General features: G+C 50.7%; 3 protein-coding genes, 4 tRNA genes and 3 rRNA genes. 1 reads left to right on the forward strand and 9 read right to left on the reverse strand.

Annotation, left to right across the window (positions count from 1 at the left end):
• Positions 1–337: 337 nt before the first annotated feature.
• The 7 genes from UNDYM_RS27120 to UNDYM_RS27150 form a co-directional block, all read right to left on the reverse strand.
• A tRNA-Asp gene (locus UNDYM_RS27120) sits at positions 338–414 on the reverse strand.
• A 32-nt stretch (positions 415–446) separates the two neighbouring features.
• Positions 447–522: transfer RNA gene (locus UNDYM_RS27125), tRNA-Val, on the reverse strand.
• A gap of 200 nt (positions 523–722) precedes the next feature.
• A 5S ribosomal RNA gene (rrf, locus tag UNDYM_RS27130) occupies positions 723–835 on the reverse strand.
• A gap of 256 nt (positions 836–1,091) precedes the next feature.
• Positions 1,092–3,963: ribosomal RNA gene (locus tag UNDYM_RS27135) — 23S ribosomal RNA — on the reverse strand.
• 427 nt (positions 3,964–4,390) lie between these two features.
• A tRNA-Ala gene (locus tag UNDYM_RS27140) sits at positions 4,391–4,466 on the reverse strand.
• Between the two features lie 42 nt (positions 4,467–4,508).
• Positions 4,509–4,585, reverse strand: a tRNA-Ile gene (locus UNDYM_RS27145).
• A 112-nt stretch (positions 4,586–4,697) separates the two neighbouring features.
• Positions 4,698–6,226 (reverse strand): 16S ribosomal RNA (locus UNDYM_RS27150).
• The 16S, 23S and 5S rRNA genes sit together here with 4 tRNA genes alongside, the layout of an rRNA operon.
• A gap of 979 nt (positions 6,227–7,205) precedes the next feature.
• On the opposite strand from UNDYM_RS27150, the gene UNDYM_RS27155 reads away from it, so the two are divergent.
• Complete coding sequence (locus UNDYM_RS27155) at positions 7,206–8,126, forward strand: cation diffusion facilitator family transporter (protein ID WP_162043933.1); 921 nt, start codon at positions 7,206–7,208, stop codon at positions 8,124–8,126.
• Positions 8,127–8,311: 185 nt separating this feature from the next.
• Here UNDYM_RS27155 and UNDYM_RS27160 read toward each other — a convergent pair whose 3' ends face one another.
• On the reverse strand, positions 8,312–11,104 hold the full coding sequence (locus tag UNDYM_RS27160) for a DUF1631 family protein (protein WP_162043934.1): 2,793 nt from the start codon (positions 11,102–11,104) through the stop codon (positions 8,312–8,314).
• A gap of 122 nt (positions 11,105–11,226) precedes the next feature.
• Complete coding sequence (locus tag UNDYM_RS27165) at positions 11,227–13,827, reverse strand: DNA topoisomerase III (protein ID WP_162043935.1); 2,601 nt, start codon at positions 13,825–13,827, stop codon at positions 11,227–11,229.
• Positions 13,828–13,976: the final 149 nt, after the last annotated feature.

Consider the following 13,976-nt stretch of genomic DNA (forward strand, 5'->3'; position numbering starts at 1 on the left):
TATGGCCTGGTCTGTACAAGCACTGGGAAGAGTCCTGGTTGTGCAATAAATGCGGCAATATTTATCATCAAGCTTGAAATGCATACCTGAACAGGCACAAAAAAACGGAGAGTAATAGCGATTACTCTCCGTTTTTTGTATGTATTTCTTCCTGACTTATCTCAGTATCCCGCAGACTTTATATGAGACTGTACTGTAGCAATTGCACACCGCAGCGGATTGATAGCAGTCTGCTTCAATCCTGACATTGACTTCTGGTTTTTGAATAGCAAGCAATAAAAAAAGAAAGCCGTAAACGAAAAAAAGACAAGCATCGCTTGTCTTTTTCCTTTATAACTGGCGGAGCGGACGGGGCTCGAACCCGCGACCCCCGGCGTGACAGGCCGGTATTCTAACCAACTGAACTACCACTCCGAAACTACTTAACCGTTCTTGCTGTTTATCTGTGGTGGGTGCTGAGAGGCTCGAACTCCCGACCTACGCCTTGTAAGGGCGCCGCTCTACCAACTGAGCTAAGCACCCATATTCTTGCCTAGTCAGATAAACTTGATGTGTGTCACCACATCAACAGAAGCAAAATTATACTTCACAATCATGCTTCTTGTCTAGTCTTTTCATCTGTTATTTCGCTAATTTCTGCGAAACCACTTACAAAATCGACTATTCTCACTTAAAAGCAAAACCCCCACACAATTGCTTGAGTGGGGGTCTGCGGAATAAAAGCCTGACGATAACCTACTTTCACACTGGTTGCAGCACTATCATTGGCGCGTAATCGTTTCACGGTCCTGTTCGGGATGGGAAGGGGTGGTACCGATTAGCTATGGTCATCAGGCATAACTTGTTGATTCGTTGAGGGTCACGTTGTTTTGTGGCCTGCAACAAATCCAATTCAGAAGAAGTGTCGTAGAGTGTGCGATCTTATTCGCACTAATCAAGAGTTACTTAATTTTCACAGTAAGCGAGACCATCGCTTACTGTGGTGGTTGTGACTGCTGTCGAACTTGCTCTCTGTTCTATTGATTTTCACAGAGGCACATTTCGCAAACACTTCACAATACTTGTCGTAGCCTATTACCTGCTAAGGTTATAGGGACAAGCCTTACGGGCAATTAGTACTGGTTAGCTTAATGCATTACTGCACTTCCACACCCAGCCTATCAACGTCCTGGTCTCGAACGACCCTTTAAAGAGATCAAGTCTCTGGGAAGTCTCATCTTAAGGCGAGTTTCCCGCTTAGATGCTTTCAGCGGTTATCTCTTCCGAACATAGCTACTCGGCAATGCCACTGGCGTGACAACCGATACACCAGAGGTTCGTCCACTCCGGTCCTCTCGTACTAGGAGCAGCCCCCTTCAAACTTCCAACGCCCACGGCAGATAGGGACCAAACTGTCTCACGACGTTTTAAACCCAGCTCACGTACCACTTTAAATGGCGAACAGCCATACCCTTGGGACCGGCTACAGCCCCAGGATGTGATGAGCCGACATCGAGGTGCCAAACTCCCCGTCGATATGAACTCTTGGGAGGAATCAGCCTGTTATCCCCAGAGTACCTTTTATCCGTTGAGCGATGGCCCTTCCATACAGAACCACCGGATCACTATGTCCTACTTTCGTACCTGCTCGACTTGTCAGTCTCGCAGTTAAGCACGCTTATGCCATTGCACTATTAGCACGATGTCCGACCGTACCTAGCGTACCTTCGAACTCCTCCGTTACACTTTGGGAGGAGACCGCCCCAGTCAAACTGCCTACCATGCACTGTCCCCGACCCGGATAACGGGCCAAGGTTAGAACCTCAAATAAACCAGGGTGGTATTTCAAGGATGGCTCCACGCAAACTGGCGTCCACGCTTCAAAGCCTCCCACCTATCCTACACAGATCGATTCAAAGTCCAATGCAAAGCTACAGTAAAGGTTCATGGGGTCTTTCCGTCTAGCCGCGGGTAGATTGCATCATCACAAACATTTCAACTTCGCTGAGTCTCGGGAGGAGACAGTGTGGCCATCGTTACGCCATTCGTGCAGGTCGGAACTTACCCGACAAGGAATTTCGCTACCTTAGGACCGTTATAGTTACGGCCGCCGTTTACTGGGACTTCAATCAAGAGCTTGCACCCCATCATTTAATCTTCCAGCACCGGGCAGGCGTCACACCCTATACGTCCACTTTCGTGTTTGCAGAGTGCTGTGTTTTTATTAAACAGTCGCAGCCACCAGTTTATTGCAACCCCTTCGTCCTTCTGCCGCAGGGCAGTCAAACTACAAGGGCGTACCTTATCCCGAAGTTACGGTACCAATTTGCCGAGTTCCTTCTCCCGAGTTCTCTCAAGCGCCTTAGAATACTCATCTCGCCCACCTGTGTCGGTTTGCGGTACGGTCTCGTATGACTGAAGCTTAGAGGCTTTTCTTGGAACCACTTCCGATTGCTTCGTGAATAAATTCACTCGTCTCAACCCCTTGAATTACGCTGCCGGATTTGCCTAACAGCCTTCTCCAGGTTAAAAACCGACTATTCCAACAGTCGGACAACCTTCCGCGATCCGTCCCCCATCGCATCATACGACGGTGCAGGAATATTAACCTGCTTCCCATCAGCTACGCATCTCTGCCTCGCCTTAGGGGCCGACTCACCCTGCTCCGATGAACGTTGAACAGGAAACCTTGGGCTTACGGCGTGGAGGCTTTTCACCCCCATTATCGCTACTCATGTCAGCATTCGCACTTCTGATACCTCCAGCAACCTTTACAAGTCACCTTCGCAGGCTTACAGAACGCTCTCCTACCATATCCTTACGGATATCCGCAGCTTCGGTGTATAGCTTAGCCCCGTTACATCTTCCGCGCAGGACGACTCGATCAGTGAGCTATTACGCTTTCTTTAAAGGGTGGCTGCTTCTAAGCCAACCTCCTGACTGTTTTAGCCTTCCCACTTCGTTTTCCACTTAGCTATACTTTGGGACCTTAGCTGGCGGTCTGGGTTGTTTCCCTCTTGACACCGGACGTTAGCACCCGATGTCTGTCTCCCAAGCTCGCACTCAACGGTATTCGGAGTTTGCAATGGTTTGGTAAGTCGCGATGACCCCCTAGCCATAACAGTGCTCTACCCCCGTCGGTGATACTTGAGGCACTACCTAAATAGTTTTCGGAGAGAACCAGCTATTTCCAAGTTTGTTTAGCCTTTCACCCCTACCCACAGCTCATCCCCTAATTTTTCAACATTAGTGGGTTCGGTCCTCCAGTGCGTGTTACCGCACCTTCAACCTGGCCATGAGTAGATCACTTGGTTTCGGGTCTACACCCAGCGACTGATTCGCCCTATTCGGACTCGATTTCTCTACGGCTTCCCTATGCGGTTAACCTTGCCACTGAATGTAAGTCGCTGACCCATTATACAAAAGGTACGCAGTCACGGAACAAGTCCGCTCCTACTGTTTGTATGCACACGGTTTCAGGTTCTATTTCACTCCCCTCCCGGGGTTCTTTTCGCCTTTCCCTCACGGTACTGGTTCACTATCGGTCGATATCGAGTATTTAGCCTTGGAGGATGGTCCCCCCATGTTCAGACAGGATTTCTCGTGTCCCGCCCTACTTGTCGCAAACTTAGTTCCACACCGATGATTTCATATACGGGGCTATCACCCTCTATGGCCGGACTTTCCATTCCGTTTTATTATCAAAGATGCTAAATCTTGCAGGCTCTTCCCATTTCGCTCGCCACTACTTTGGGAATCTCGGTTGATTTCTTTTCCTGTAGCTACTTAGATGTTTCAGTTCGCCACGTTCGCTTTGCAACCCTATGTATTCAGGTTGCAATGACCTTACGGCCGGGTTTCCCCATTCGGAAATCTGCGGATCAATGTGTGTTTGCTCACTCCCCGCAGCTTATCGCAAGCTACTACGTCCTTCATCGCCTGATATCGCCAAGGCATCCACCATGTGCACTTAGTCACTTGTCCCTATAACGTTAGCCTCTGGTGTCTGTCATTGAATCTCTTCAACTTCAGGTTCATCACCAAAAACCGGTTATAGTTCTTTACTACTTATGAGTATTACTTTAGCGTTTGCCGTATCTCAAGGAATTTGATATTTCTAAAACTTGTCTTTCGACAGCTTTTTCAAACTCGCTTTTAATACTATGTTTGTTCGATACAATCACAACCCTTCCATAATTTCCATCAACACTGTCATTACTGACTGCGCTGACTTCTCTTTACAGAAATAATTTTGATTATTTCTACTTTACTTCTTCTAAATTGTTAAAGAACGAGAACTACTTATTACTATGTCTTTCGCTTTGAAAGTACAAACCTAAATCTCAACGTTTTACTTTTTATCAGTACTTAACTACTTACTGATATTCGCTGACTTAGGTTTGCGATTTCTTGGTGGAGGATGACGGGATCGAACCGACGACCCCCTGCTTGCAAAGCAGGTGCTCTCCCAGCTGAGCTAATCCCCCATATTCAAATAAAAGCTTTATTCCACTTTTATTCAATCAACCTGGTGGGTCTGGTTGGGCTCGAACCAACGACCCCCGCGTTATCAACACGGTGCTCTAACCAACTGAGCTACAGACCCGCTACTGAACCTTCAGTCGCTGTCCGGTCATTGCTACCCCGACGCAAACCGTTCTCTGTTCATTATCATTAACAGTCAATAAGTGTGGACACTTAACTACGCGCTACTCTAGAAAGGAGGTGATCCAGCCGCACCTTCCGATACGGCTACCTTGTTACGACTTCACCCCAGTCACGAACCCTGCCGTGGTAATCGCCCTCCTTGCGGTTAAGCTAACTACTTCTGGCAGAACCCGCTCCCATGGTGTGACGGGCGGTGTGTACAAGACCCGGGAACGTATTCACCGCGACATGCTGATCCGCGATTACTAGCGATTCCAACTTCATGTAGTCGAGTTGCAGACTACAATCCGGACTACGATACACTTTCTGGGATTAGCTCCCCCTCGCGGGTTGGCGGCCCTCTGTATGTACCATTGTATGACGTGTGAAGCCCTACCCATAAGGGCCATGAGGACTTGACGTCATCCCCACCTTCCTCCGGTTTGTCACCGGCAGTCTCATTAGAGTGCCCTTTCGTAGCAACTAATGACAAGGGTTGCGCTCGTTGCGGGACTTAACCCAACATCTCACGACACGAGCTGACGACAGCCATGCAGCACCTGTGTAAAGGTTCTCTTTCGAGCACTCCCAAATCTCTTCGGGATTCCTTCCATGTCAAGGGTAGGTAAGGTTTTTCGCGTTGCATCGAATTAATCCACATCATCCACCGCTTGTGCGGGTCCCCGTCAATTCCTTTGAGTTTTAATCTTGCGACCGTACTCCCCAGGCGGTCTACTTCACGCGTTAGCTGCGTTACCAAGTCAATTAAGACCCGACAACTAGTAGACATCGTTTAGGGCGTGGACTACCAGGGTATCTAATCCTGTTTGCTCCCCACGCTTTCGTGCATGAGCGTCAGTGTTATCCCAGGGGGCTGCCTTCGCCATCGGTATTCCTCCACATATCTACGCATTTCACTGCTACACGTGGAATTCTACCCCCCTCTGACACACTCTAGCCTTACAGTCTCCAATGCAGTTCCCAGGTTGAGCCCGGGGATTTCACATCAGACTTATAAAACCGCCTGCGCACGCTTTACGCCCAGTAATTCCGATTAACGCTTGCACCCTACGTATTACCGCGGCTGCTGGCACGTAGTTAGCCGGTGCTTATTCTTCAGGTACCGTCATTAGCAGTCCGTATTAGGAACCACCGTTTCTTCCCTGACAAAAGAGCTTTACAACCCGAGGGCCTTCTTCACTCACGCGGCATTGCTGGATCAGGGTTGCCCCCATTGTCCAAAATTCCCCACTGCTGCCTCCCGTAGGAGTCTGGACCGTGTCTCAGTTCCAGTGTGGCTGGTCGTTCTCTCAAACCAGCTACTGATCGTCGCCTTGGTAGGCTTTTACCCTACCAACTAGCTAATCAGATATCGGCCACTCCATGAGCACGAGGTCTTGCGATCCCCCGCTTTCCACCTTAGTGCGTATGCGGTATTAGCGTAACTTTCGCTACGTTATCCCCCACTCTAGGGTATGTTCCGATATATTACTCACCCGTTCGCCACTCGCCGCCAGGTTACCCCGCGCTGCCGTTCGACTTGCATGTGTAAGGCATGCCGCCAGCGTTCAATCTGAGCCAGGATCAAACTCTTCAGTTTAATCTCTGTTTTTCGACAATTTCTTGTCTATGTCACATACGTGACATGTCGCTCACTCAAAATACTGACAGTTCAATGATCTATTACTAAATCATCGTCTTGCTTTGTTATTTCTTGTGAACACTTGCTATATTATTTAAGCATTCCAAACAACCTAAGTTGCTTGGTGCGCTTCACCAAGTGCCCACATTTATTGACTGTTAATTGTTAAAGAACCGAAATCTTTTCTACCCTGCCAGACCATCTTCTGATCCAGCTTTGCGTCGCAGCGTTGTGTGCGTCAGCAGCAGAGAAACGAGATTATGAAGCACTTTACTTTCGCTGTCAACACCTGCAACTCATTTCGTTTTGTTTCGTTCTTGCGAACTAGCTAAACCGTTGCAAACTATTCACAGCAACCAGATCTTTCCGCAGCCTTTACTTCTCCGCTCAATCTCCGGCTTTGCTTCATTTCTCACCCGCTCTTCAGCGGGAGGCGAACTATAGCAAACTTCCCCTCCCCTTTGCAAGCCTTTGGCGTAAATTATTTAGGGAATTGTTGGGGGAGGTGTGTTGGGGGGGGGCTGATTTTGTAGGGTGCGCGCTTGGATTACTGTTCATCGACGGACGACGCTGGGCTCCTGCCTGCGCAGGAGCGACGATTCCGGGGGCTATCTATATACGCTGATTTCGCTGATCGACCGGAACCCATATCCCAACCCCTGCCACTCCACCGTGCCGCTCATAGGAGGCTTAGATTCTGTCGGCACAAAGCAGGCTTTGTGAAACCCGACGCCATCCCCTTGAAGGGGTAGGAGTTTTACGGCTTTGCGACATATCTGCATCGCCTCATGACTGAAAGAATTTATCGGGACAAACAGCTCTCTATATATGTATCCACCAAAAACAAATTCTGCAAAGGCAAACATTCAGAATACCTGATTGATTATTTGCAGAGAAATCAAGTAAGGTTAGGTTTTTCTTACTTTTAATTATTCTCATGTCTGCGAATTCAGAAGGTTCTACCAAGGCGATTTTTTATGCGCTGGGTGCCAATGGCGGTATTGCCCTGGCTAAGTTTGGCGCGGCCATCTTTACGGCATCGGGGGCCATGCTCGCAGAGGCGATCCATTCTACGGCTGACTGTATCAATCAGGTGTTCTTGCTGGTGGGTTTGAAGGAGGCCAAGCGGGCACCGGATGCATCTCACCCCATGGGCTATGGGCGGGTGGTGTATTTCTGGGCCATGATGGTGGCTTTACTGTTGTTCTTTTTGGGTGGTGCATTCTCTGTGATGGAGGGTGTAGAACGCCTGAAACATCCTGAACCACTGAAGAACCCTATCGTTGCTCTGGTGGTGCTGGGTATTTCTGTCGCCCTGGAAGCATTTTCACTGTATGGGGCGATGCTGGAGATACGCAAGATAGCTGGCGGCAAGTCTTTCTTCCGCTGGTTCCGTGAAACCCGTCAGTCTGAATTGATGGTAGTGGCGGGTGAAGATATCGCTGCCCTGGCTGGCCTGGCTGTGGCTTTTGTTGCGGTGGTGCTGTCAGTAGTAACCGGCAACCCGATCTGGGATGCGATAGGCTCTATCATTGTGGGTGTACTTTTAATGGCGGTGGCATTCTTTGTCATCAGGGAAGTCAAGGCCATGATTACCGGTGAGTCTGCTGCGCCAGAAGTCAATGATGCGATTCGTGCCCATATAGAGAGCCACCCACATGTTGATCACGTCATCAATCTGATTACCTTGCAATGGGGTGAACAGTTGATGATCGCAGTACAGGCAAAAATGCGCCCGCAGGGTTCTGACCAGGCGCTGATTACTGCCATCAATGAAGTGGAAGACGGCATACAAAGCAACTGGCCACAAGCGAAGTGGTGTTTCTTTGAGCCTGATATCGATAGTACCGATGACTAAGAACATGCTTACGATCTTACTGCGCGAGCGCAATTTGTATCAATGCGGGGCCTCATGCGCTGCTCAAAATGCTCATGTACTAGAGTACATTCCGCTTTTTGCGCTGCTCTTCAACCCGCTGACGCACGCTCGCTACAGATCGTAAACACGTTCTAAGCAAAGCGATCAGTCTGAAATGTGCGGGTCTATACCCGCACATTATCAACTTCATCAGCAGACCTGAGCAGCGTATGGATGGCGCGTTCAAACAGGGGTTCATCTTCGACAAAACGCAGTCTGGCTGTATCCAGCAACTGGCACAGCACGCGTATGCTGAGTACCGCAGGGAAGTCCTCCCCTTTGAGACTCAGCACGACATACATCAGATTCGGATCTACCCAGCGCAAACAGGCTTTGGCATTGAGCTTCTCAGTTTTGATATCGATCAGAGCACCGCAGACTATACGCTCAAGATAAGCTGGATTGAGTTCAGGCTCAGCTGGTGCATCAGCAACAATCGCCGTCTCAACAGGCAGCTCAGGCCTCTGCACTTCCTTGTCCAGCATCCTGGTATGCAAACCCAGTTCCGCGAACACGCCTTGCTGATAAATCTCCCTGGCGAATTCATAATGATGAACTTCGGAATGTTCTATCGTATCTGGTTGATTGGTAAATTGTTCAAAGCGTTCATGCATGGCAGGCAGGCTCAGGCCTTGCGGTTTTTTGCTGTCTGCTGCCGGGCGCAGGGCCTGGGCATGGGCTTCTGCCAGCCAGTTCAATAGTTTTTGTTGCCTGGATTTTTCCAGTTCCATCAGGTCCATGCCATGACGCAGTGTACCCACCATGGTAGGCAGCATGGACGAGAGCAGGTTGCGGTCGTCGTTATCGAGTTTGGGGAAAACACTCCACAACAAGTCCGGTACCAACAGGCGATAACGCCTGGCCAGCAGAGCATCGGTTCTTTCAGCCGCCTCTATCGCCCTGACCCATTCTTTCCTGAGGAAGCTGCGGAATGACATCTCCACATTCACTTTGGGCATGGCTTTGTTGATCGCCACAGCGATGCAGGCAAAGCGCATGAAACGGATCTCGGCTTCACCCAGGGCTTTTACGGTGCGGTGTATGTGCTGGTTATTGGTACGCAATTCACGGGAAATAAAGGTTTCAAACCTGTTCTGTATGCGTGAAAACAATTCTGGTACATCACTGTCATGGCGCATCAGTGTCTTGATGATGCGGGCAATTTCTTCTGTTACGTGGTTATCGACATCACCGATTTGCTGGGCACTATAGGCAATCGAGCAAATCCGGTTCAATAAAAGGCGGGCCGGATGTTTGCCATCACTGAGCAGGTTCTTTTCTTTCAGGGCCAGTTGCAGGATCAGGAACTGCAGGCGTCCGAGGCTGATACGTATATTAAAGGGCACCAGTTCATCACAGAGCATGACTTCAAACAGCATGGCAACCAGGTCTATGCACATCTGTTCTTCAGTATCCTTGGCCAGGCTGTACAAGGCGTCCTTGTGCTCGCGTATCAGGTTACGGATTTCGCCATTTTCATCCTTCATGGCAGCACTGTCAGGCACCATAACCTTGTGCATTTGCCCCAGGACTTTGGACAAGCCCATGCTCATTTCTGGTGGCAGCGCCTGTGCTTCCACCCTTTGCTTCAACTGGTTTTCTATATTCTGCAGATGCGAGGCGATCAGGGCGGCTGGTACCTGTATAAGGTCATTGCTACCTGGGCCTGCCGAAGCTGACAAGCCTGAATGGGCAAATTGACCAGCGCGTGCCTGAGCACCTGCCTGGGCTGAACTGCTCTGGGGATTTTCTCTGGCAGTAAACGGAATAGCGCCTTCGCTATGTTTATCCCTGTGCTGGCTGACGGGAGAGACTTCGCCAAAAGCCTGTCTCAGTACACCGCCCAGTGCCCTGTCGCCACTCAGCCAGGCTGGCCCGGCATTGGCGGGGGCAGTGCCCGGAGATGGCATGTCAGCATAGGGATTGGGTCCTGCCGCCTGCATGCCGCCTGCATGTTGTGCAAGTATGGGAGTCGCGGCAGGCAGTGACAGCGGTTTGCCGCGCACGGTCTGGAATAATTGCTCAAGGCGCACGCCGGGGCTGGCCATGGATGTTTGTTGCGCCGCCGGGAATGCGCCCTGGTTCTTTACCTGGGCCTGTCCCTGACCTGCCTGCGCACCAGGGAACACACCGGCCTGCATGGTGGAGTAAGCACCTTGCCCACCTCCAGCTCCGGCACCGCCGGGGCCACCGGGACCAGCACCACCACCTGTACCACCATAGCCACCTTGCCCGCCAGCGGCCGGGCTGCGTGTCTGCAGTGATTCAGGTGCCTTGCTGATCTTGAGTGCCAGGTTAGCACTGATACCTTGGCGTTCGAGTGCAGAATTGGCCGCTTCATAAATGGCAGCCATGGTGGCGGCAAAGGTTTCACCGAGTTGCTCGATGAGGATGGCTTCGTTTTCTTGCGATAATTTCTGTTCTTCTACCGCCAGGAAAATACAGCGTGCCAGCAAATAAGGCCGGAAAGGGTTTTCCCTCTCGCGTATGTCATCCTGCCCAAACAAGACTGCAATACGTATATTCAAATCCAGCAAGGCTTGTCCTGCCTTGTCGCGGAAATTCTGCGTCATTTCATTAAAGCGCAGCGTGGTCTCGAAGGTGGAAGAGTCGAGCAGGGCCAGCTCAGTCGCCTTGCCCAAGGCAGAGGCGGGTCGGAAAGTGCTGTAAGCCGTGGTAATACTGCGGTCCAGTAATTGCTCCAGGTGGACAGGCATGGCACGGGAAATGGCATCCCATTTTTCTGGCAGGATGGCACGCGCATTGACAATGCGGCTTTTGTCAGCCGATGAAGTACCGCTGTAATTCGCCTTGGTCAGCAATGCTTCCAAAGCTTCGGGCAGAATGCCGGGTACTGCATGATTAAATGCATGAGTAAATTCAGCGCGAGCACTGGATAAAGACTCGTTTGCGGCCATGTGCACCCTATATCTAGAAAATCACCTTTTAACAATACGCGAAAATGACGGACTCTGCCAGGAAAGTGCCAGGTCAGACACTTTCGGCGTGGCACTTACCCTGATTCAGGCAAGATCAAAGTTCAGGCTGCCTTCTTTTTCCTGACTACGGCTTTTTTTGCCGGGGCTGCCTTGGCTTTCACTGCAACTGCGGCTTCTGCATCTGGCTCGGCCTTGGCCTTGGATTTGCCAGCAGCCGGGGCCTTGGCCTTGCGCTCTTCAAATTCAAAACTGACCTTGCCATCCTTGCCGCGCACCAGGAAAGCCTTGAACGGGCGGCGGGTACGTTGTGAAATAAAGCCTGGCAACAAGTCTGTCTTGCCATCATTCAACAATTTACCCATTTGCTCAGGCAGTATCTCTTGTTGCAGGATAATACGGCCACTGCGGAAATCGCAAGCCTTGGGTTTGGCCATGGTTTTTTCGCAGACATAGGCCAGGCCCATTTCATAAACTCCGCTACCGCATTTTGGACAAGGTCCGAGCGAAGTTTGTTCGGAAAAATCGACCGCTTCCCCATCTTCTCCTTCGTCCTGGTTTTGGCCAAAATCAAATTCCAGCTTCAGATTACTGTGCTCAGTGTCTGGCACGATCTTCAGAATGGCTGCAAATGGGCGTCCCATCTTGGAGCGGAAACCTTGCAGCGGGCCGATTTCACGCTTGGCCAGTAGTTCTTCCACTTCAGCCACTTCAAACTGGCGGCTGCCTGGTGTCTTGCTCATCGAGAATTCGCACTTGGTACAGGCAAAGCGACGGTAATTCTCTTTGACCACGCCACCACAGTGAGGGCAAGGTGTATGCAGGGTCGCATAGTCACCAGGGATGGTGTCGTTGTCGTATTCCTTGGCGCGCTTGACGATGATCTGGGTCATCTGGGCAATTTCGCGCATGAATTCTTCACGGCTGATCTTGCCTTTTTCCATTTGCGACAGCTTGTATTCCCACTCACCCGTCAATTCTGGTGAAGTCAGCTCATCAACCCCGAGACCGCGCAGCAAGGTCATCAACTGGAAAGCTTTAGCGGTAGGCATCATTTCACGGCCTTCGCGCAGCAGGTACTTCTCGTTCAGCAAACCCTCGATGATCGCAGCACGGGTGGCTGGCGTACCCAGTCCCTTGCCTGCCATGGCTTCACGCAAATCACCGTCATCAACCAGTTTGCCAGCGCCTTCCATGGCAGACAACAAGGTCGCCTCGCTGTAGCGGGCAGGCGGTTTGGTGACCAGGCCATTCGCAGTAATCTGCTCTGTCTGGACCTTCTCACCTTTGGCCACCGGTACCAGGGTGCCTTTGCTCTCGCCATCTTTTTCTTCCAGGCCATCCTTGCCGTAAATCGCCAGCCAGCCAGCGCTGGTCATGACCTTGCCTTCAGTCTTGAACTGATGGCCAGATACTTCAGTGATACGGGTCGTTACCTGGAATTCTGCCGCTGGGAAGAACACCGCAAGGAAACGGCGCGTTACCAGGTCATACAGCTTTTGCTCAGGTTCAGACAAATTCTTTGGTGCCAGGCCGGTAGGGATAATCGCAAAGTGATCACTGATCTTGGTATTGTCAAAGATGCGTTTGTTCGGCTTGACCCAGTTGTTTTTCAATATCTGAGAAGCAAACTGGTGATAATTATTGGTCTCAGAGATCGTGCTCAGGGTGTCTTTCACCGTAGGCAGATAATCTTCTGGCAAATGGCGCGAATCAGTACGCGGGTAAGTCAGGACCTTGTGCTTTTCATACAGGGCCTGTGCCAGACCCAGGGTATTCTTGGCAGAAAAGCCGAAACGGGCATTGGCCTCGCGCTGCAAACTGGTCAGGTCAAACAGGGCTGGCGCGATTTGCGTCGCTGGTTTGGATTCTTCGGTGACACTCCCCTGGCGGTTACGGCAGGCGGCCACGATGGATTCGGCAGCGGCCTTGCTCCACAGACGCTCCGCCTTTTTCTCAGGATCGTGTTCGTCTTTCTTGAACTGGTGGTCTTGCCAGCGGCCTTCATAAATACCGGCAGCACAGACAAATTCTGCTTTTACTTCCCAATAATCGCGGGAAACAAATTTTTTGATCTTTTCTTCGCGCTCTACCACGATAGACAAGGTTGGCGTCTGCACGCGGCCAACGGTAGTCAGGTAAAAGCCACCTTCCTTGGAATTGAAGGCCGTCATGGCGCGGGTACCATTGATGCCGATCAGCCAGTCTGCCTCGGAGCGGCAACGGGCTGCATCGGCCAGAGGCATCATTTCTGCATCGCTGCGCAATTTCTGGAAACCGTCACGTATCGCACCAGTGGTCATGGACTGCAGCCACAGACGGCTGATTGGCTGCTTGGCCTTGGCATTCTGGGCAATCAGACGGAAAATCAACTCACCTTCGCGGCCCGCGTCACATGCGTTGATCAGGCCGGTCACATCTTTGCGCTTGATCAGCTTATTCAATACCTTCAGGCGTGATTCGGTCTTGGCAATCGGGTTCAGGGCGAAATGCGGCGGTATCATAGGCAGATGGGTAAAGCTCCATTTGCCACGCTTGACATCGTATTCTTCTGGAACGGTGATTTCCAGCAAATGACCTACGGCTGACGACAGTACATAATTGTCTGATTCAAAATAATCATCATGCTTGGTGAAGCCACCCAGCGCTTTCGCTATGTCATTAGCGACAGAGGGTTTTTCGGCAATGATGAGCGTTTTTGTCATTTCGGGATTCTCGAATAGTGTAAAGCGTGGTTGCCAATGTCTAATAGGCAACATTTCGCAAAATAAGCGTAAGACTAACCTAAATTTGCGGGGAATGTTAAACGTGATAGACGAAAAACCGCAATCTAAGCGCGATTTTTGTCATAAAA

It is taken from the genome of Undibacterium sp. YM2, assembly GCF_009937975.1.
Taxonomy (GTDB): domain Bacteria; phylum Pseudomonadota; class Gammaproteobacteria; order Burkholderiales; family Burkholderiaceae_D; genus Undibacterium.

Coding starts and splice junctions, on each gene's coding strand:
- UNDYM_RS27165 (WP_162043935.1), bottom strand. CDS start 13,827: ATGACAAAAACGCTCATCATTGCCGAAAAACCCTCTGTCGCTAATGAC.
- UNDYM_RS27160 (WP_162043934.1), bottom strand. CDS start 11,104: ATGGCCGCAAACGAGTCTTTATCCAGTGCTCGCGCTGAATTTACTCAT.
- UNDYM_RS27155 (WP_162043933.1), top strand. CDS start 7,206: ATGTCTGCGAATTCAGAAGGTTCTACCAAGGCGATTTTTTATGCGCTG.